18 protein-coding genes are annotated in these 20,420 nt (G+C 73.7%); 11 read left to right on the top strand and 7 right to left on the bottom strand.

Annotated features, from left to right (window positions below; all coding sequences use genetic code 11):
* Window positions 1–5 precede the first annotated feature (5 nt).
* Entirely contained in the window at window positions 6–788 is a 783-nt protein-coding gene (locus IE275_RS39000; RefSeq protein ID WP_189717428.1) for an ABC transporter permease, read from the bottom strand.
* The gene (locus IE275_RS38995; protein ID WP_189717427.1) at window positions 785–1,738 is read right to left on the bottom strand and encodes an ATP-binding cassette domain-containing protein; all 954 of its coding nucleotides are present in this window, start codon (window positions 1,736–1,738) and stop codon (window positions 785–787) included. The genes IE275_RS39000 and IE275_RS38995 overlap by 4 nt, the downstream gene beginning before the upstream one ends.
* A gap of 63 nt (window positions 1,739–1,801) precedes the next feature.
* Between IE275_RS38995 and IE275_RS38990 the strand changes: the two genes are divergently transcribed.
* Window positions 1,802–2,527, top strand: coding sequence for a TetR/AcrR family transcriptional regulator (locus tag IE275_RS38990; RefSeq protein ID WP_189717426.1), 726 nt, complete (start codon window positions 1,802–1,804; stop codon window positions 2,525–2,527).
* A gap of 6 nt (window positions 2,528–2,533) precedes the next feature.
* Here the strand turns inward: IE275_RS38990 and IE275_RS38985 are convergent, their stop codons facing one another.
* The 3 genes from IE275_RS38985 to hmgA are packed head-to-tail and all read right to left on the bottom strand — an operon-like array spanning window position 2,534 to window position 5,793.
* Window positions 2,534–3,676, bottom strand: coding sequence for a type ISP restriction/modification enzyme (locus IE275_RS38985; protein ID WP_189717425.1), 1,143 nt, complete (start codon window positions 3,674–3,676; stop codon window positions 2,534–2,536).
* A 12-nt stretch (window positions 3,677–3,688) separates the two neighbouring features.
* Entirely contained in the window at window positions 3,689–4,438 is a 750-nt protein-coding gene (locus tag IE275_RS38980; protein WP_189717424.1) for a GntR family transcriptional regulator, read from the bottom strand.
* A 26-nt stretch (window positions 4,439–4,464) separates the two neighbouring features.
* Window positions 4,465–5,793 carry a homogentisate 1,2-dioxygenase gene (gene hmgA / locus IE275_RS38975; protein ID WP_189717423.1) on the bottom strand — a complete coding sequence of 443 codons (1,329 nt, stop codon included), beginning with the start codon at window positions 5,791–5,793 and terminating at the stop codon, window positions 4,465–4,467.
* A gap of 164 nt (window positions 5,794–5,957) precedes the next feature.
* Here hmgA and IE275_RS38970 point away from each other — a divergent pair, with 164 nt between their 5' ends.
* From IE275_RS38970 to IE275_RS38920, 10 genes are all read left to right on the top strand, one after another.
* Entirely contained in the window at window positions 5,958–6,494 is a 537-nt protein-coding gene (locus tag IE275_RS38970; protein ID WP_189717422.1) for a hypothetical protein, read from the top strand.
* A gap of 64 nt (window positions 6,495–6,558) precedes the next feature.
* A complete protein-coding gene (locus tag IE275_RS38965; RefSeq protein WP_189717421.1) occupies window positions 6,559–7,176 on the top strand; it encodes a TetR/AcrR family transcriptional regulator in 618 nt (205 codons plus the stop codon).
* Window positions 7,177–7,360: 184 nt separating this feature from the next.
* Entirely contained in the window at window positions 7,361–9,592 is a 2,232-nt protein-coding gene (locus IE275_RS38960) for a molybdopterin oxidoreductase family protein (protein ID WP_189717420.1), read from the top strand.
* A gap of 136 nt (window positions 9,593–9,728) precedes the next feature.
* Window positions 9,729–11,138: a CitMHS family transporter gene (locus IE275_RS38955; RefSeq protein ID WP_189717419.1), complete on the top strand. Its 1,410-nt coding sequence runs from the start codon at window positions 9,729–9,731 to the stop codon at window positions 11,136–11,138.
* A 22-nt stretch (window positions 11,139–11,160) separates the two neighbouring features.
* Window positions 11,161–12,402 carry an MFS transporter gene (locus IE275_RS38950; RefSeq protein ID WP_189717418.1) on the top strand — a complete coding sequence of 414 codons (1,242 nt, stop codon included), beginning with the start codon at window positions 11,161–11,163 and terminating at the stop codon, window positions 12,400–12,402.
* A gap of 99 nt (window positions 12,403–12,501) precedes the next feature.
* Window positions 12,502–13,200: a hypothetical protein gene (locus IE275_RS38945; protein ID WP_189717417.1), complete on the top strand. Its 699-nt coding sequence runs from the start codon at window positions 12,502–12,504 to the stop codon at window positions 13,198–13,200.
* 70 nt (window positions 13,201–13,270) lie between these two features.
* Window positions 13,271–14,332 (top strand): class F sortase, encoded by a 1,062-nt coding sequence (locus IE275_RS38935; RefSeq protein WP_229871046.1) that lies wholly within the window; start codon window positions 13,271–13,273, stop codon window positions 14,330–14,332.
* A gap of 184 nt (window positions 14,333–14,516) precedes the next feature.
* Window positions 14,517–15,860 (top strand): ABC transporter ATP-binding protein, encoded by a 1,344-nt coding sequence (locus IE275_RS38930; protein ID WP_189717416.1) that lies wholly within the window; start codon window positions 14,517–14,519, stop codon window positions 15,858–15,860.
* A gap of 94 nt (window positions 15,861–15,954) precedes the next feature.
* Complete coding sequence (locus IE275_RS38925; protein ID WP_189717415.1) at window positions 15,955–17,343, top strand: aldehyde dehydrogenase family protein; 1,389 nt, start codon at window positions 15,955–15,957, stop codon at window positions 17,341–17,343.
* Window positions 17,344–17,353: 10 nt separating this feature from the next.
* Window positions 17,354–18,433, top strand: coding sequence for a Zn-dependent alcohol dehydrogenase (locus IE275_RS38920; RefSeq protein ID WP_189717414.1), 1,080 nt, complete (start codon window positions 17,354–17,356; stop codon window positions 18,431–18,433).
* Between the two features lie 22 nt (window positions 18,434–18,455).
* Here IE275_RS38920 and IE275_RS38915 read toward each other — a convergent pair whose 3' ends face one another.
* Window positions 18,456–19,481, bottom strand: coding sequence for a DMT family transporter (locus IE275_RS38915; protein WP_189717413.1), 1,026 nt, complete (start codon window positions 19,479–19,481; stop codon window positions 18,456–18,458).
* A 96-nt stretch (window positions 19,482–19,577) separates the two neighbouring features.
* Window positions 19,578–20,309, bottom strand: a complete 732-nt coding sequence (locus IE275_RS38910) for an ArsR/SmtB family transcription factor (RefSeq protein ID WP_189717412.1) — start codon at window positions 20,307–20,309, stop codon at window positions 19,578–19,580.
* Between the last annotated feature and the right edge of the window lie 111 nt (window positions 20,310–20,420).

The raw sequence follows: 20,420 nt of genomic DNA, 5'->3' as shown, positions 1-20,420 counted from the left end.
TCATGTCACCGGCCGGCGCCGGCGTACCTCCGTACGGCGAGCGGCAGGAAGACGGCGATCAGCACCGCGCACCAGGCCAGCGACCCGGCGACCGGATGGCGCACCGGCCAGGCGGCGCCCTCGGGGACGGACGCGTTGCCGAACAGGTCCCGCAGGGCCGTCGTCACCGCGCTGATCGGGTTCCACTCGGCGAGCGTGCGCAGCCGGCCGGGCAGGTTGTCCGTCGGGATGTAGGCGTTGGACAGCAGCGGCAGCATGAAGGTGGCGCTGCCCAGCTGTCCGGCCGCCTCCTCGCTGCGGGAGAGCAGCCCGAGCAGGATCCCGACCCAGGTGCAGGCGAACCGGAACAGCAGCAGCAGGCCCACCGCGCCGAGTACGGCGGCTGCCGACCCTTCCACGCGCCAGCCGACCGCGAGGCCCACCAGCAGCAGGGGGAGCGTGCCCGCCGCCGTGACGACGAGGTCGGCGAGCGCCTGCCCCAGCGGGACCGCCGCCCGGCTCACCGGCAGTGTGCGCAGCCGGTCCGTCACGCCCCGGTGGAGGTCCTGGGCGGCCTGGAACATCCCGGTCATGATCCCGTTGGCGGCGGTCGCCACCAGCAGCCCCGGCACCAGGAAGGCGCGGTACTCGGCGCCGGGCATCGCCAGGGCGCTGCCGAAGACATAACCGAAGAACAGCAGCATGGTGATCGGCATGGTCTGGGTGAGGATCGCCAGCGCCGGGTTGTTGCGCACGCGCAGCAGCTGGCGGCCCAGCATGGCGGTGCCGTCGTGGGCGAGGGTGCTCATGCGGCGACCTCCCGGTCGTCCCGGTCGGCGGTGAGCCGCAGGAACACCTCGTCGAGGGTGGGTGGTCGCAGGCTCGCGTCGAGCAACGGCACGCCCGCCGCGTCGAGTTCGCGCACCAGGCGGGGCAGGGTGAGCGTGCCGTCCCGGGTGACCGCGCCCACGGCGCCCCGGGCGTGGTCGAACGAGGGCTGCGCGCCGGTGAGCCGGTCGAGCACGCCCGCCGCCCTCGTGAGGGCGTCCGGGTCGGCGACGACCGCCTCGGCGTAGGAGCCGATGAGCGCCTTGAGGTGCCGGGGGGAGCCCGTGTGGGCGACCCGGCCGCGGTCCACCAGGGCGATGTCGTCGGCGAGCCGGTCCGCCTCCTCCAGGTACTGGGTGGTCAGCAGGACCGTGGTGCCGTCCTGCTTCAGCTCGCGCACGGCCTCCCAGATGCCGGTGCGGGACGTCGGGTCGAGTCCGGTCGTCGGCTCGTCGAGGAAGAGCACGGCCGGCCGGCGGATCAGGCTCGCCGCGAGGTCGAGGCGGCGCCGCATGCCGCCGGAGTAGGTGGACGAGGGGCGGTCGGCGGCCTCGGTCAGGCCGAAGCGGTCGAGGAGGTCGGCGGCGCGCTCCGCCGGCCCCCGCACCCGGTGCAGCCGGGCGAAGAGCCGCAGGTTCTGGCGGCCGGTGAGGTCCCCGTCGAGGGAGACGTCCTGCCCGGTGACGCCGATGGCACGCCGTACGGCCGGCGCCTCCCGGACCAGGTCGTGGCCGGCCACCCTGGCCGATCCCGCGTCCGGCCGCAGCAGCGTGGTCAGCAGCCGTACCGCCGTGGTCTTGCCCGCGCCGTTCGGCCCGAGCACCCCGCAGACCGTGCCCTGCGGCACGGCGAGGTCGAGGCCCCGCAGGGCGCGCACCTCACCGAACCGCTTCTCGAGACCTTCACTAAGTACACCGTACGTAGTAGTCATGTGTCGACCATAGCGCACTACGTACGGTGTACGTAACTACGATGGGGGGCGAGGTGATGATCCATGGCGGGCCGAGCGGCCGTACCCGAAGTGATCTGGGCCCGTCCCGAGCGGACCGGCCGGGGGCCGAGGCCCGCGTACACCCGCGCGGACATCGCCGCCGCGGCCGTGCGGATCGCCGACGAGGGCGGGCTGGACGCGGTGTCCATGCGGCATGTCGCCGCCGAGCTGGGCTGCGGCACCATGTCGCTCTACAACTACGTCCCCCGCAAGGAGGACCTGTACGAGCTGATGGTGGACGCGGCCGGCGGCGAGCACGAGCTGTGGGAGCCGAGCGGTGACTGGCGGGCCGACATGCTGCGGGTGGGGCGCCAGACGCGCGCGCTGATGCTGCGGCACCCCTGGCTGCCGGGGCTGATGTCACCGGTGTACGGGTTCAGCCCCCACGCGCTGCGGTACCTGGAGCACTGTCTGACCTGCCTGGATCCGCTGCACGACATGACGTACGGCATGAAGATGCAGCTCGTCGCGATGCTCAACGGGGTCGTGACGACGTACGTCTCGAACGAGCTGGCGACCGCCGAACGCTCCCGGTCCCTGCCCTGGTCGCAGGAGCAGGAGGACGCGGTACGGATCGCGTACCTGGGGAGCCAGGTGGCCAGTGGGGCGTACCCGCGGATGGCCGCCGCCTTCGCCGAGGACGCGGGGCCGATCGATCTGGAGGCGATCTTCGAGACGGCGCTGGAGAAGGTCCTGGACGGCTTCGTCCCCAGGGGCGAGCAGAGCTAGTTCGTCCTAGATCAGGGCGAACTGGCCCTCGGGGCCCTCCTCGTGGTGGTCCAGGACCGTGGCCGGACGACGGGCGGAATCCGGGACCGGCAGGACGCCCGCCGCGCGGAGCTCCGCCGCCGTCACCCGGTCCGTCACCGTCAACTCCGCCTGCTGCTCGCGGACTTCCGCCAGCAGGGCCAACACCGTGATCAGCTCCAGGAGTTCCGACGTCCAGGTCTGCCGCCAGGCCGTCGGACGGATCGCCGCGAGGGTGCCCGGCAGGGCGTCGGGCTCCGCCCGGGCCGCGAACCAGCGCTCCAGGACCCGCTCCCCGGAACCCGTCCCGAAGTCCCAGGCCTGCGGGGGCACCGGGGAGATGCGGCCCTCGTCGAGATGGAGGGCCTCCTCCTCGCGGTCGTAGTGCACGGTGAGCGGGCGGGCCGGCAGCGGGGCGCGGACGTACGGGCGGCGGCCGCCGGGGAGTTTGGGGCGCTCCCCGTCGCGGCGCAGCAGCCGCAGGGCGTGGTGGCCCAGCGCGACACCCCGGGACCAGAGCGCGGGATCCCGGGGGAGCGGGACGGTGAGGTCGGGGCCGGTCGTGGCCAGCGTCCAGGCCAGGAAGTCCAGCGGGTCGCGGGAGTGGCCGAGATGGTCCAGCAGACCCGGCGCGAGGTTGGGTTCCGTGCCGCCCGGACGGCGGTACAGCGGGCGGATCCGGCCCGGGCGCAGGAAGGGCAGGAGCCGGGTCACCAGCGGCGGCGCGTCCGGCCGCTCCACGACGAACGCCTGCCGCTCGTCCGCCACCCGCCACAGCTCCGGCCGGGCCGCGTCGATCAGCCGGTGGTCGGGGAGGAGCCACCGCTCGTCGAAGGGCGCGGCCAGCACCCGTACCGGCTCCGGGCAGGGGCCGGCGGCGCGCGCCAGCCGCTCCGTGCCGCCGGACCGCCCGGGCAGCCGGCCCACCGCCGTGTGGAGGGTGCGCGAGCGCGTCGGCTCGAACAGCGCCTCGCGGTCCGGGCCGTCCGCCTTCACCAGGGCGGCCCAGCGGTCCCTGAGCACGGCCGGGTCGGGGGCCAGCGGCCACTCCCGGCCGAGTCGCGGCGGGGCGACGGACCACGGCATGAGGTCCGCCAGCGGCAGAGCGTCGGCGTGCGTCACGGTGGGCATGCTACGTCCTGCTCAGGTGGCGTCGAGGGTGACCGTGAAGGAGAAACGGTCACCCCGGTAGTGGATGACGGCCGCGTCCAGCACCCGGCCGTCCGTGTCATAGGTGACGCCCGTGTAGTGCAGGATCGGGCTCAGCAGCGGGACATGGAGGAGCTGGGCCGTCTCCGGGTCCGCCAGACGTGCCTCGACGGTGTCCGTGATCCGGCTGATGTCGGCGCCCACGATGTCCCGCAGCACCTTGGTCATCGGCCAGCGCACCAGGTCGTCCGGGTCGATCCGGGCGGCGAGTTCGGGACGGACGTAGTTGCGGGCGTGGTTGGTCGGCTCCCCCGTGGTGTCGTCGCCGCGCAGCCGGTGGTACGTCGCGATCTCGGTCAGATCCGGGAAGTGCTCGGCGAGTTCGGCGGGAACCGCCGTCGTGCCCTGGGCCAGCAGCCGCGTCGTCATGCCGGACTGCTGGGCCACGATCGCGTCGACCGAGCCCAGCAGCCGCACCGGGGCGCCCCGCCGCGCGTCGGGCTCGATGAACGTGCCCCGCCGGCGGTGCCGGGTGATCAGCCCCTCGTCCTCCAGCTCCTTCAGCGCCTGCCGCATGGTCAGCACGCTCACCCCGTAGTGCCCCGCGAGCTGTTCCTCGGTGGGCAGCCGCAGCGGGTCCCGGGGTGAGCGGCCGAGTATCGAGGCGCGCAGCGACTGCGACACCTGGTACCAGAGCGGCAGCTTGCGGTTGAGGACGATCGAATCCGGGGCGAAGGAGGTCACGGGCCATCCGTACCCTTCGGGAATCTTCAGTGCAAGGGGCGGAAGTGCCGTTCGAGGCCGTTCCACACGTCGTCGTAGCGCGGTTGCAAGTGGTCCGCTCCGGCCGCGTGCGGGGTGAGGGTGAGCGGCCAGCGCGTCTCGAACATGAACGCCAGTCCGTCGTCGATCCGCTGCGGCCGCAGCTCCGCCGCGCTCGCGCGGTCGAACGTCTCCCGGTCCGGGCCGTGCGCCGACATCATGTTGTGCAGCGAGCCGCCGCCCGGCACGAAGCCCCCCTTCCCCGCCGTCTTCGCGTCGTAGGCCCCCTCGATCAGGCCCATGTACTCGCTCATCACGTTCCGGTGGAAGTACGGCGGCCGGAAGGTGTCCTCGCCCACCAGCCAGCGCGGTACGAACGCCACGAAGTCCACGCCGGCGAGGCCGGGGGTGTCCGACGGCGACGTCAGCACCGTGAAGATCGACGGGTCCGGGTGGTCGTACGAGATCGAGCCGATGACATTGAAGCGGCGCAGGTCGTAGACGTACGGGACGTGGTTGCCGTGCCAGGCGACCACATCGAGCGGCGAATGGTCGTAACGGGCCGTCCAGAGGTTGCCGCAGAACTTGTTGACCACCTCCACCGGGCCCTCGACGTCCTCGTACGCGGCGACGGGCGCCAGGAAGTCGCGGGGGTTGGCGAGGCCGTTGGCGCCGATCGGGCCGAGGTCGGGGAGCTGGAAGGGGGCGCCGTAGTTCTCGCAGACATAGCCGCGGGCCGTGTCGTCCAGCAGGTCGACCCGGAAGCGGACCCCCCGCGGGATCAGCGCCACATGGCCCGGCTCGGCGCGCAGCAGGCCGAACTCCGTGCGCAGCAGCAGCCCGCCCCGCTCCGGCACGATCAGCAGCTCGCCGTCGGCGTCGCTGAAGACACGGTCCATGGAGGTGTCGGCGTGGTAGAGGTGCACGGCCGTGCCGGTGCGCTGGGTGGCGTCGCCGTTGCCGCCGAGGGTCCACAGGCCGGCCAGGAAGTCGGTGCCCTCCGCGGGCTCCGGCAGGGGGTCCCAGCGCAGCCGGTTCGGGTCCGGGACCGTCTCGGTGAAGGGGGCTGTGCGCAGCGCGCCGTTGCCGGTGCGGGTGAACGCCGGGTGGGCGGCCGAGGGGCGGATCCGGTACAGCCACGAGCGCCGGTTGTGGGCGCGCGGCTCGGTGAACGCCGTACCGCTGAGCTGCTCCGCGTAGAGGCCGAGGGGGGCCCGCTGGGGTGAGTTGCGGCCCTCGGGCAGGGCGCCCGGGACGGCCTCGGAACCGTGCTCGTTGCCGAAGCCGGAGAGGTGCGTCAGCCCCTCGGCGATCTTCCGTGCGTCCCCGCGGTTCATCGTCGCTGGCTCCCTTGCCGATCGATTCCTATGTATCACCGTAGGATTGCGTTTTCGTGGGCGCAAGAGGTGCGACGGTCCTCCTCTGGGAGGACGATCAAGGGCGACCGGAACCAGACCACAGGGGGATCCGCGTGTCGGGCCGTTGCTCTAATGTCGCCGACATGTCGTGGACGCGTGCAGGAGCCGCCGCGCTCGCGGTCTGTGTCCTGATGCTGACCGGATCCGCGGGCTGCGGTTCCGGTGGTGCCCAGGAACAGGGGGACGTGCTGTCGCCCTCACCCGTGGGCAAGGTGCTGAAGGACACCGACGGTGACGGCCGTCACTACCGCGAGGTGGACGGGAAGGGCGCGCCCGAGGTCGGCCTCGAGGTGCAGCCGGACGCCGAGGGCGGCTGGGACGTACGGCTGAAGCTGGCCAATTTCCGGTTCTCGCCGGACGGTGTGAAGGCGGAGGCCGCCACCGGCCGCGGCATCGCCCGGCTCTACGTCGACGACCGGGCCCTGGCCGACCTGCGGGCCCCGACGTACCGCATCCCGGCCGGCTACCTTCCGCACGGCACCCACCAGGTCACCGCGCGGCTGTACGCGGACGACGGCACGGTGTGGGCGGTCGACGGCAAGCCCGTGCAGAGCACGGCGGACATCACCGCGTCGGACCCCTCGGGCGCCTCCTTCGCCTCGTCCTCGCCCTCGCCATGAGTGCATCAGGCATCTTTCTCCGTACTGGGGGGCGAGGTATACCTGACCACGGCGGAAAGGCATCATGAAGCCCGTGCCCCCAGCGACATCGCTCCGTCGTGCGCCCGTCCAGCGGCGCAGTGCCGAACGGCTCACCCGGATCCTGGACGCCTGCGCCGACCTCCTCGACGAGGTCGGCTACGACGACCTGAGCACCCGCGCCGTCGCCCAGCGCGCCGGTGTGCCCATCGGCTCCGTCTACCGCTTCTTCGGCAACAAGCGGCAGATGGCGGACGCCCTGGCCCAGCGCAACCTGGAGCGGTACTCCGAGCGCGTCACCGAGCGGCTGGCGAGTGCGCGGCGCGGAAACTGGCGGGCCGCCATGGACGCCGTGCTCGACGAGTACCTGGCCATGAAGCGCACCGCGCCCGGCTTCTCCCTGGTCGACTTCGGCAACCAGATCCCGGTCGGCAGCCGCCAGAGCGAACCCAATCACCGGGTCGCCGACCGGCTCACCGACCTGCTCGCCGACTACCTCGGCCGCACCCCCGACGAGGACCTGCGCCGCACCTTCCTGATCGCCGTGGAGACCGCCGACGCCCTCGTCCAGCTCGCCTTCCGGGTGGCCCCGGAGGGCGACCCGAAGGTGATCGAGGAGACCCGGGAACTGCTGCGGGCGTATCTGGGCCGCGTACTGGACTGATGCCGGGGCGGGGGTGCCTCGCGGCCCGTCCGGCGGCTCCTCCCGCGGCCCGTCGGGCGGCTCGTGCCACGGCCCCTCCCGCGGACCCTCCCGTGAACCGCTCCCCGGCAACCCCTCCCAAGGATGCATACCGGTCGGTATGCTCGGCCGGGAGAAGGCAACGCCGCCGCCCCCGGGAGGACCCGTGTCCCGCACCGCCCTGCGAATCTGTCCCCTGTGCGAGGCCACCTGCGGGCTGACGCTCACCATCGAGGGAACCGCGGTCACCGGCGCCCGCGGCGACCGTGAGGATGTGTTCAGCAAGGGGTTCATCTGCCCCAAGGGCGCCTCCTTCGCGGCCGTCGACGGCGACCCCGACCGGCTGCGGACCCCCCTCGTCCGCCGGGACGGCGAGCTGCGCGAGGCCACCTGGGCGGAGGCCTTCGACGCCGTCGCCGCCGGCATCCGGCCGATCGTCGAACGCTACGGCCCGCACGCCGTCGGGGTCGTCCTCGGCAACCCCAACGTGCACACCGTGGCCGGCGCCCTCTACCCGACCGTGCTGATGGCCGGGCTCGGCAGCCGCAGCCTGTTCACCGCCTCCACGGTCGACCAGATGCCCAAGCACGTCTCCAGCGGGCTGCTCTTCGGCGACGCCAACGCCATCCCCGTGCCGGACCTCGACCGCACCGACCATCTGCTCCTGATCGGCGCCAACCCCCTGGAGTCCAACGGGAGCCTGTGCACCGCCCCCGACTTCCCCGGCAGGCTCAGGGCCCTCAAGGCCCGCGGCGGCACCCTCACCGTCATCGACCCGCGCCGCACCCGCACCGCCAAGCTCGCCGACCGGCACATCGACATCCGGCCCGGCACCGACGCTCTGCTCCTCGCCGCCATGGCCCAGGTGCTGTTCGAGGAGGGGCTGACCGACCTCGGCGCGCTGACGGAGCACGTCGAAGGCCTCGACGAACTGAGGGACGCCGTACGGGACTTCACCCCCGAAGCCGTCGCCCCGGCCTGTGACGTCGACGCCCCCGTCATCCGCGTCCTCGCCCGTGAACTCGCCGCCGCCCCCACCGCCGCCGTGTACGGCCGCATCGGCAGCTGCACGGTCCCCTACGGCACGCTCGGCAGCTGGCTCGTCGACGTCCTCAACATCCTCACCGGCAACCTGGACCGGCCGGGCGGCGCCCTCTTCCCGCAGGCCGCCACGGACCGGACGCCCCGCCCGGCCGGGCCCGGCAAGGGCTTCCGGCTCGGACGCTGGCACTCCCGGGTCGGCCGGCACCCCGAGGCCAAGGGCGAGCTGCCGCTCTCCGTGCTCGCCGAGGAGATCGACACCGCCACCGAGGAGGGCGAGCCGATCCGGGCGCTCCTCGTGGTCGCCGCCAACCCCGTGCTCTCCGCGCCCGACGGCGACCGGCTCGACAAGGCGCTCGGCTCGCTGGACTTCATGGTCAGCGTCGACCCGTACCTGAACGAGACCGCGCGCCATGCCGACGTCGTCCTGCCGCCGCCCCCGCCCTCGCAGAGCCCGCACCACGACTTCGCGTTCAACACCCTGGCCGTGCGCAACCAGGTCCGCTACAACCGCCCCGCCGTCCCGCTCGAACCCGGCCGGATGGCCGAGACCGAGATCCTCGCCCGGCTGATCCTGGCCGTGACCGGTATGCACGGCGCCGACCCGTCCGCCGTCGACGACATGGTCGTCGGCCAGACCCTCGGCAAGGCCGTCAGGGAACCCCACTCGCCCGTGCACGGCCGCGACCCCGAAGAGTTGGCCGCCCTCCTCACCGGCGAGAACGGCCCCGAGCGCCGCCTCGACCTCATGCTGCGCCTCGGCCCCTACGGCGACGGCTTCGGCGTCCGCCCGGACGGGCTGACCCTCGACCGGCTGCTCGGCCACCCGCACGGCATCGACCTCGGGCCGCTGCGCCCGCGCCTGCCGCAGCCCCTGAAGACCCGCAGCGGGCGGATCGAGCTGCTGCCCGAGCCGATCGCCGGCGATCTGCCCCGGCTGCGCCAGGCACTGCGCGAGCGGCCCGCCGGGCTGGTCCTCGTCGGGCGGCGCCATCTGCGGTCCAACAACAGCTGGCTGCACAACGTCCCCTCCCTCACCGGCGGCACCAACCGCTGCACCGTGCACATCCACCCCGAGGACGCCGAGCGGCTCGGCGTACGCGACGGCGGCGCGGTGCGGGTGAAGGGCGCCGGGGGAGAGGTGACCGCCCCGGCGGAGATCACCGACGGCGTACGGCGGGGTGTGGTGAGCCTGCCGCACGGCTGGGGCCACGACCGGCCCGGCACCCGGCTGAGCCATGCCGCCACCGACCCCGGCGTCAACGTCAACCAGCTCCTCGACGGCAGCCTGCTGGACCCCCTCTCGGGCAACGCGGTCCTCAACGGCGTACCCGTCTCGCTCGTGCCTGTGACCTGAGCAAAGCTGTGACCAGGACTTTTGCGCTTATTGCTCGCGCGTCAACGGGTTGTTAACACCGTTTGAACGGACCTAACGTCATCGCACCGCCGACCCCCAGGTGGGATGTTCAAGGGCGAACGTTAGGTATCCACACATGTTGACCATCCTCGGCTTCGCCATGATCGCGACCTTCCTGGTCCTGATCATGCTGAAGAAGATGTCGCCGATCGCGGCGCTCGTCTTGATCCCGGCACTGTTCTGCGTCTTCGTCGGGAAGGGCGCCCAGCTCGGTGACTACGTCATCGACGGCGTCACCAGCCTCGCCCCCACCGCGGCGATGCTCATGTTCGCGATCGTCTACTTCGGTGTGATGATCGACGTCGGCCTCTTCGACCCGATCGTCCGGGCGATCCTGAAGTTCTGCAAGGCCGATCCGCTGCGCATCGTCGTCGGCACGGCGCTCCTCGCCGCGATCGTCTCCCTCGACGGCGACGGCTCCACCACGTTCATGATCACCGTCTCGGCGATGTATCCGCTGTACAAGCGCCTGAAGATGAGCCTGGTCGTGATGACCGGCGTCGCGGCCATGGCCAACGGCGTGATGAACACCCTGCCCTGGGGCGGCCCCACCGCCCGCGCCGCCACCGCGCTGAAGCTCGACGCCAGCGACATCTTCGTCCCGATGATCCCGGCCCTGGCCGTGGGCCTGCTGTTCGTCATCGCGCTCTCCTACGTCCTCGGCCGGCGTGAGCGGCGCCGGCTCGGGGTGCTGACGCTGGACGAGGTGCTGGTCGAGGAGAAGGAGTCCGAGACCCTGCTGGTCGGCGCGGGCGGATCCGGCGGCTCCGGTACCGGCACGTCCTCCACCCCGGCCGCCGGTTCGGGCGCCGCCGCCCTCGGCGACGACGAGCCCGAGGACGGCTTCCAGGGCCTGGACCCGCACCGCGCCACCCTGCGCCCCGGGCTGTACTGGTTCAACGCGCTGCTGACGGTCGTCCTGCTCACCGCCATGATCATGGAGTGGCTGCCGATCCCGGTGCTGTTCCTGCTCGGCGCCGCGCTCGCGCTCACCGTCAACTTCCCGCACATGCCCGACCAGAAGGCCCGCATCGGCGCGCACGCCGAGAACGTCCTCAACGTCTCCGGCATGGTCTTCGCCGCCGCCGTCTTCACCGGCGTCCTCCAGGGCACCGGCATGGTCGACCACATGGCCCGCTGGCTGGTGGACAACATCCCCGACGGGATGGGCCCGCACATGGCCTTCGTCACCGGTCTGCTGAGCCTTCCGCTCACCTACTTCATGTCCAACGACGGCTTCTACTTCGGTGTCCTCCCGGTCCTCGCCGAGGCCGGCCAGGCACACGGCGTCTCGACGCTGGAGATCGCCCGCGCCTCGCTGGTCGGCCAGCCCCTGCACATGTCGAGCCCCCTGGTCCCGGCCGTGTACGTCCTGGTCGGCATGGCCAAGGTCGAGTTCGGCGACCACACCCGGTTCGTGGTCAAGTGGGCCGCCCTCACCTGCCTGGTGATCCTCGGGGCGGGCATCCTGTTCGGCATCATCTGATCGCCTCGGAAGGACAACGCTCATGACGCCCGGTGGGAACCGCGGCTGGCTGCTCCGCCTCGTCATCGCCTTCGGCTTCGCGCAGGGGGCGGTGTCGATGGCCCGGCCCGCCGTGTCCTACCGGGCTCTCGCGCTGGGCGCCGACGAGCGGGCGATCGGTGTCATCGCGGGTGTGTACGCCCTGCTCCCGCTCTTCGCCGCCGTACCGCTCGGACGCCGTACGGACCACGGCCGCTGCGCCCCGCTGCTGCCGGTGGGCGTGGTGCTGATATCCGGCGGCTGCGTGCTCAGCGGCCTGGCCGGCTCGCTCGCGGCGATGGCCCTGTGGAGCGGGGTGATGGGCCTCGGGCACCTCTGCTTCGTCATCGGCTCCCAGTCGCTGGTCGCCCGCCAGTCCGCGCCGCACGAGCAGGACCGCAACTTCGGCCACTTCACCATCGGCGCCTCCCTCGGCCAGCTGATCGGCCCGATCGCGGCCGGCTTCCTGATCGACGACTCCGACCGGGCCGGCAGCAGCGCGCTGGCCCTGCTCGCCGCGGGCGCGGGCTGCGCGGTCGCGTTGACCTCGCTGTGGCGCACGGAGCACCGCGACACGACGCCCGCGTCCCCCGCGGCGAAGGGCGAGCGCGTCCCGGTCGTCCGCATCCTGCGCACCCGGGGCGTGCCCGCGGGCATCTTCGTCAGCCTCGCCGTGCTGTCCGCGACCGACATCCTCACCGCCTACCTTCCGGTGGTCGGCGACCAGCGGGGCATCGCGCCGTCGGTCATCGGGATCCTGCTCAGCGTCCGCGCGGCGGCCACCATCGCCTGCCGGCTCGTCCTCACCCCCCTGCTGCGGCTGCTCGGCCGGACGCTGCTGCTCGCCGTGACCTGTCTGCTGGCGGCCCTGCTGTGCGCCGGGATCGCCCTGCCGGTGCCCGTGTGGGGACTCGCCGTGATGCTCGCGGTGCTGGGCTTCTGCCTGGGTGTCGGACAGCCGCTGTCCATGACGACGGTCGTCCAGGCCGCCCCCGACGGCGCCCGCTCCACGGCCCTCGCGCTCCGGCTGACCGGCAACCGCCTCGGCCAGGTCGCCGCGCCCGCCGCGGCGGGCCTGATCGCGGGGGTCGCGGGGGTGGCCGCGCCCTTCGTGCTGCTGGGGGCGCTGCTGCTGCTGTCGTCGGGGGTGGCGCTGCGGTCGCCGGCCGGGCCCGCGGAGGCTGTGCGGACGCCCGCCGAGCCGGCCCGTCCGGGGTCCGCGGTGGGCCGGAAGGGGGACAACTGACGGGGCGTCGGGCGATGCTCCCACCGTTACGTGCCGAAATGACAAAGAGTCAGATGAAGCGTGATTTGTAGGATAATCATCCGACTCGGAGGAACTCGCATGCCCGTGACGACCCGTCCACGCCGCGCCGGTGCCCGCGCCGCCGCCCTCGCGGCCCTCACCGTCCTGGGGGGCACCCTGACCGTGGCGCCCGCCTTCGCCGCCAACAACGGGGACATCAAGATCCACGACATCCGGACCGACGAGGACGAACAGGAGAACGACCCCCACGTCTGCGAGTTCTACCTGGCGGCCTTCAACTTCGACCCGAACGAGACGGCCTCCTGGAGCATCGTCACCCAGCCGCCGTCCTCCGGGGACGCCGGAGCCTCCGGCCAGCTCACCATCGAAGCGGACGGCACGGCGCAGAGCGACGACATCGAACTCCCCCCGGGGCACTACAAGCTCTCCTTCCTGTCGGCCGACGGCGACGGCGGCCCCGGCAAGCAGAAGACCTTCTGGGTCGACGACTGCTCCTCCGGTTCGCCCAGCCCCAGCGGCTCCCCGAGCACGCAGCCCCCGACCACGGAGCCGCCCACCGGCGAGCCGTCGCACGGCTACTCCGGCGGCGGCAACTCCGGCGGCGGCTACTCCGGCGGCCACCACGGCGGCCCGCACGGCGGCCCGCCGGCCGGTGGCGGCGGAGCGGCCCGTGACGCCGCGGTCGGCCCGGTCGCCGGTGCGGTCGCCGTGGGTCTGGCCGCGGTCGGCGGAGCGGTCTGGTTCCGACTCCGTCGCCGCACACATGGCGTCGCGTAACGGCTCCGCCGGATTGCCGCCGGGCGGACGCGGAGTCCGCCCGGCGGCGGGGGGAGGCGCGGGGCGCCCGGTGCCGGACGGCCGGGGTGCGCGCGGGGCGCCGGGCGGGCGGGCCGTCCGCCGGCCGCAGGGTGAGCGGGCCGTCCGTCAGCCGACGGGCGACCGGTCCGTGCGGCTGTCGCCGGTCCGGCGCGCCCGCCGGCCCTGGTACCGGACACGCGCGTTCCGGCTGACCCGGACGGCCGTTCTCGCCGCCACCCTCGTGACGGGCCTGTGGTCGGTCCAGGAGGAGGCCCCCTCGGGAGCGGTCGCGGCCGCGCCGGCGGGCTCCTCGGAGGTGGCGTCCGCCGTGCGGGGCGGAGCCTCCGGGATGGTGGACGGGGAGGCGTGGCGGGCCGAGGGCGCACCCGGCGCGACCGCCGACGCGCGGGGTCCCCGACCGGAGCACAGGACACCGTCCCCGTCCTCGTCCGCCGGCCGGCCGTCGTCCCCGCCTCCGCCCGCGGCCGGTGCGTCGTCCCCGCCCGGCCGAACCGACCCCTCCCTGCCCGCCACCCCGGCGGGCCGGGGGCCGGCCGCTCTCCCCGCCGTCCCCGCCGCTCCCACGGCCTCCGCCCGCCCCCGTCCCGCCGCGAAGGCCCGTCCCGCCCCGGGTTCCCCCGCCACCCGCCTCGTCATCCCCTACCTCGACATCGACGCCCCGGTCATGGAACTCCGGCTCGACGGCAAGGGCCGGCTGCCCGCGCCGCCAGAGGAGGACACGAACCTGGTGGGCTGGTACGCCACCGGGCCGGCGCCGGGGGAGCGGGGGACCGCCGTGGCCGTCGGGCACCTCGACACCGACACCGACCGGGCCGTCTTCTGGGGCCTGTCCCAGCTCGCGCCGAACCACCCGGTGCAGGTGCGCCGCGCCGACGGACGGATCGCCGTCTACACCGTCGACAAACTGCGGACGTACGAGAAGGCGCGCTTTCCCAACAAGGAGGTGTACGGCGACCGGGGCCGCGCCGAACTGCGGCTCATCACCTGCGGCGGTGCGTTCGACCGCCGCACCGGCTACGCGGGCAACCTCGTCGTCTTCGCGCACCTCGTCACGGTCAAGGAGCCGGACCGCCCCGTTCCGCCGGCCTGAACCGGGTCGTCCGCTTTCTCACCTGTCGGACCGAGGGGTCCGATGCGGCCAATTCCCTTCCCCCGGGTGCGTACGGTCCGTTAACTTCCGTGACTCACAAGCCTCGTACGACGCGCGCGAGGCGGCCAAGAACGCGGAGCACCAGCGCTCAGGACCTGCCCGAGAGCCCCCGGGGACACTTCTCATGACACGCGCCATCTCCCTGCACGACGTCAGCAAGGTCCACGCCAAGGGCGTCCGGGCCGTGGACCATCTGTCCCTGGACATCGCACCCGGCGAGTTCCTGGTCCTGCTCGGCCCCTCCGGCTGCGGCAAGTCCACCGTGCTGAGGATGATCGCCGGCCTGGAGCACATCACCGAGGGCGAGTTGTTCCTCGACGGCGGGTACGCCAACGACCTGCCGCCGTCCGGCCGGGACATCGCGATGGTCTTCCAGAACTTCGCCCTGTACCCGAACATGACCGGCCGCGACAACATAGGTTTCCCGCTGCGCATCGAGGCCCCCGGCGCCGACCCGGCCCCCCGGGTGGACGCCACCGCCCGGATGCTCGGCATCGAGGACCTCCTGGACCGCTTCCCCGGCCAGCTCTCCGGCGGCGAACGCCAGCGCGTCGCCATGGGCCGGGCCATCGCCCGCCACCCCTCCGCCTTCCTGATGGACGAGCCGCTGTCCAACCTGGACGCCAAGCTCCGCAACCATCTGCGCGCCGAGATCTCCCGGCTCACCCGGGAACTGGGCGTCACCACCGTCTACGTCACCCACGACCAGGCCGAGGCCATGTCGCTCGGCGACCGGGTGGCCGTGCTGCGCGGCGGTGTCCTCCAGCAGGTCGACTCCCCGCGCGCGGTCTACGCCCTGCCGCGCAACGTCTTCGTCGCCGCCTTCATCGGCACCCCGCGCATCAACCTCCTGCGCGGCCTGGTCCGCGCCCCGCTCGACGGCGCGATGACGGTCAGCCTCGGCAAGCAGGCCCTGCGGCTGCCCGAACCCCTCTGCCTCGACCACCGGCTGCTGCGGGTGCAGCAGGGCCGGGAGGTGATCGTCGGGCTGCGCTCGGAGGCCGTACGCATCGCCACGCCCGCCGAGGCCCGCCCCGAGGAGACCCACATCACCGGGCTCGTGGAGCACGTCGAGTTCCAGGGCCACGAGGTGCTGGTCCACTTCAACACCGGCTCCAGTCCCGCCGTCGTACCCGAACTGGAGGCGCCGCGCCCGGTGCCCGCGCCGCCCCGGCGGCATCGCGAGGGCGGGCTCCTCGGCCGGCTGCGGCAGCGGGCCGGCGGTCCGCGGGGCGGTTCGGCCGCGGCCCCGGACGAGGCGGCGGACCGGGCCCGGCCGTCCGCGTCCCCCGAGGCCCGGGTCCCGGGCGACCTCGTGGTCCGCACCACCCCCGACTTCGTCCTGCGGTACGGGATGCAGATCCCGCTGCTCGTCGACACCGCCCACCTGTACGTCTTCGACCAGCACGGCGACCGCATCTCCCCGGCCCCGGCCCGGCTGCCCGACCTGGAGGAGTGGGAGGCGTGACAGCGTGGCGGGCGGCACGCCGGTGACCCCTGGTGCCAGAAAACTAACGGCGCTAGTTTGGCCCGGACGACGAGGACCGCCCGGAAGGAACGTGATGAAGGCACAGCACGGCATCTACCTCGACGGTGCCTGGCGCCCGGCCGCGAGCCAGGACGAGATCGAGGTCGTCGACCCGGCCGACGGGCAGGTGATCGCCCGGGTCCCCGCGGGCGGCGCCGAGGACGTCGACGCCGCCGTACGGGCCGCCCGTGCCGCGCTTCCCGCCTGGGCGGCCACCCCGCCCGCCGAACGCGCGGCCCGGCTGACCGCCCTGCGGGACGCGCTGGTGGCACGCAAGGACGAGATCGCCGAGACGGTCACCGCCGAACTGGGCTCCCCGCCGGCCTTCTCCCAGGCGGTCCACGCCGCCGTCCCCCTCGCGGTCGCGGGCTCCTACGCCGAACTCGCCGCGACCCACTCCTTCGAGGAGCGGGTCGGCAACTCGACCGTGTTCCACGAGCCGATCGGCGTGGTCGCCGCGATCACGCCCTGGAACTACCCGCTGCACCAGATCGTCGCCAAGGTCGCCCCGGCCCTGGCCGCGGGCTGCACGGTGGTCCTCAAGCCCGCCGAGGACACCCCGCTCACCGCCCAGCTCTTCGCCGAGGCCGTCCACGAGGCCGGTGTCCCGGCGGGCGTGTTCAACCTCGTCACCGGCCTCGGTCCGGTCGCCGGCCAGGCCCTGGCCGAGCACCCCGGTGTCGACCTGGTCTCCTTCACCGGCTCCACGGCCGTCGGCCGGCGGATCGCCGCCACCGCGGGCGCCGCCGTCAAGAAGGTGGCCCTCGAACTCGGCGGCAAGTCCGCCAACGTGATCCTCCCCAGCGCCGACCTCGCCAAGGCGGTCAACGTCGGCGTGGCCAACGTGATGGCGAACTCCGGCCAGACGTGCAGCGCCTGGACCCGCATGCTGGTCCACCGCGACCGCTACGAGGAGGCCGTCGAACTGGCCGCGGCCGCCGCCGCGAAGTACGGCGACCGCATCGGCCCGGTCGTCAGCGCCCGGCAGCAGGCACGGGTGCGCGGCTACATCGAGCAGGGGATCGCCGAGGGGGCCCGGCTCGTCGCCGGCGGCCCCGAATCCCCGCGCGAGCGCGGCTGCTTCGTCGCCCCGACGGTCTTCGCCGACGTCACCCCGGAGATGACGATCGCCCAGGAGGAGATCTTCGGCCCGGTCCTGTCGATCCTGCGCTACGAGGACGAGGAGGACGCCCTGCGGATCGCCAACGGCACGGTCTACGGCCTGGCGGGCGCCGTCTGGGCGGGCGAGGAGGCGGAGGCCGTGGCCTTCGCCCGGCGCATGGACACCGGCCAGGTCGACATCAACGGCGGCCGTTTCAACCCCCTCGCCCCGTTCGGCGGGTACAAGCAGTCGGGCGTCGGCCGGGAACTCGGCGCGCACGGTCTCGCCGAGTACCTCCAGACCAAGTCCCTCCAGTTCTGAGGAGCCTGCCGTGGTTCGTGCCGCCGTACTTCCCGCCGTGGGCGCCGCTCTGGAGATCACCGACATCGATCTCCCGGACCCCGGACCCGGCCAGGTCCGGGTCCGTCTCGCCGCCGCCGGCGTCTGCCACTCCGACCTGTCCCTGTCCGACGGCACCATGCGGGTGCCGGTCCCCGCGGTGCTGGGCCACGAGGGCGCGGGGACGGTCCTGTCCGTCGGCGAGGGCGTCGCCCACGTCTCGCCCGGCGACGCCGTCGTCCTCAACTGGGCTCCCGCCTGCGGGAGATGTCACGCCTGCGGACTGGGCGAGGTCTGGCTGTGCGCCGACGCCCTGAGCGGCTCCGCCGCCGTTTACGCCCGCACCGCCGACGGCCGGGACCTGCACCCCGGCCTGAACGTCGCCGCGTTCGCCGAGGAGACCGTCGTCGCCGCCTCCTGCGTCCTGCCGCTGCCCGACGGCATCCCGCTCACCGACGCGGCCCTCCTGGGCTGCGCCGTCCTCACGGGGTACGGCGCCGTCCACCACAACGCGCGCGTGCGCCCCGGCGAGACCGTCGCCGTGTTCGGCGTGGGCGGGGTGGGCCTCGCGACCCTCCAGTCGGCCCGGATCGCGGGTGCCACCACGATCGTCGCCGTCGACGTCTCCCCGGAGAAGGAGGAACTCGCGCGGGCGGCGGGCGCCACCCACTACGTCGTCGCCTCCGAGGACACCGCCCGTGAGATCCGGGCGCTCACCGGGAAGCAGGGCGTCGACGTGGCCGTGGAGTGCGTCGGCCGCGCGGTCACCATCCGCACGGCCTGGGAGTCCACCCGGCGTGGCGGCCGCACCACGGTCGTCGGCATCGGCGGCAAGGACCAGCAGGTCACCTTCAACGCCCTGGAACTCTTCCACTGGGGCCGCACCCTGTCGGGCTGTGTGTACGGCAACGCGAACCCGGCGGAGGACCTCCCCGTGCTCGCCGCGCACGTCCGCGCGGGCCGACTGGACCTCTCCGCCCTGGTGACCGAGCGCATCGCCCTGGACGGCATCCCCGCCGCCTTCGAGAACATGATCGCGGGCAAGGGCGGCCGGGCGCTGGTCGTCTTCTAGCCGTTCCGGCCGGCCGTTCCGGCTAGTCGTTCCGGCCGCCGGGCGCGTTCCGGTCGCCTCCGGCCGCCGGTCGCGTACCGGTCTCCTCGCCGCGGTGTAGCGGGGCCCCGCCCAAGGGCCCCGCCGGGACCTCGGCCGCCGCCGGCCGCGACCGGTCCGCGGCCCGGGCGGCCCGGGACCGCGACACCGCCACGCCCGCCAGACACAGCGCCCCGCCCACCAGCGTCAGCGGCCCCGGCACCTCGCCCAGCGCCAGCCACGACATCAGCACCACCAGCGCGGGCACGGCGTACGTGGTCGCGCCCATGCGGCTCACCGTCGTACGGGCGAGGGCGTACGCCCAGGTCGTGAAGGCGAGCGCGGTCGGGAAGACACCCAGGTAGACCATGTTGAGCGTGGCGGAGAGCGGCGCCCCGGCCGCGTCCCGCACCAGCTGCCCGGCGAACGGCAGACAGAGCACGGTGCCGGCCAGACATCCGAAGGTGGTCGCCTGGAGCGCGCTCGCCCGGGCCAGGGCCGGCTTCTGCGCGACGACCCCGGCGGCGTACCCGACCGCCGCGACCAGGCACAGCACCACGCCGAGCACCGACGAGCCGCCCCCGCCCGACATCGACAGCCCCACGGTGACCGCCCCGGCGAACGACACCGCCATCCCCGCCAGCAGTCTCGGCGGCATCGGATCGCCGAGCAGCCGCACCCCGAGCAGCGCGATCAGCAGCGGGCCGATGTTCACGACCAGCGCCGCCGTACCGGCGTCCACCTGCTGCTCGCCCCAGTTCAGCACCACCATGTAGACCCCGAACCACAGCAGCCCCGATATCGCGATCCCCGGCCAGGCCGGTCTCGGCGGCCACCCCTCACGGCGGACGAGGCAGATCACCCCGAGCGTCACCGATCCGGCCAGCAGCCGCCCGAGCGCCAGCGCGCCCGGGGAGTACGCCGAGCCGGCGCTGCGGATCGAGACGAAGGCCGAGGCCCACAGCACGACGGTGACGACGGCCGCACCGGTGGCGAGCGTCCGAGGGCGGGAGAGGGAGGTGTTCATCATGGTCCCGAGGCTAGGAGGGGTGGTGCGGCGCAGGCTCGCGTATTTCGGACGGGGTGACCGAGGGCCCGGCGCCGGTGGCCGGGCGGGCGGTGCGGCTCAGCGCAGCGCGGCGGCCTCGATCCCCAGCAGTTCGCCCCACGCCCGCTCGCCCGCCGCCGTCACCTTCACCGCCCGCTCGGTGCCGATCCGTACGCACCACCCCGCGTCCAGTGCGTGCCGGCACAGGGCGGCGCCCGCGACGCCGGCGAGATGGGGGCGGCGCTCGGTCCAGTCGAGGCAGGCGCGGGCCAGCGGGCGGCGGGACGCGCGCTCGAGCGGGATCCCGGCGCCCTCGAACCACCGCAGGCCCGGGTCGGTCAGCGCGAACCCGGTGTCCTGCCGCAGCAGGCCCCGTGCGGTCAGCGCGTCGGTGACGGCGATGCCGAGGCGTCCGGCGAGATGGTCGTAGCAGGTGCGCCCGCGGGCCATCGCCGAGCCGGCGGTCGCGGCCCGCAGGGTGTGCGGGCGCGGGGCCGTGTCCGGGGCGATCTGGGCGGCCAGGTCCTCCACGAGCTGGGCGACCCGGGGCTCGGCGATCCGGACGTACCGGTGCCGTCCCTGCCGTTCCTCGGCCAGCAGCCCGCCGCCGACCAGCTTGCCCAGGTGCTCGCTCAGCGTCGACGGGGCCACCCCGGCGTGCCGGGCCAGCTCACCGGCGGTCCACGCCCGCCCGTCGAGCAGCGCCAGCAGACAGGCGGCCCGGGTCTCGTCGGCCAGGAGCCCGGCCAGCGCGGCCAGCCCCGGCGCCCGTACGTCCCTGGTGGTCGTGGTGGTCATGGATCCCAGCATGCGCCCACGACGGTTCGGCACCCGCCGAAGGCCCCGGCGAGATCGTGAAGAGCGGTCCTAGTACTGCAACGGTGTCTGCCGTGACTGCTGGCCAGGTCGGTCGTTGGTGTG

The sequence above is a fragment of the Streptomyces phaeofaciens genome, from assembly GCF_014648915.1.
In the GTDB taxonomy this organism is placed as follows: Bacteria; Actinomycetota; Actinomycetes; order Streptomycetales; family Streptomycetaceae; genus Streptomyces; species Streptomyces phaeofaciens.
This window is presented reverse-complemented; position numbering and strand designations above follow the sequence as displayed.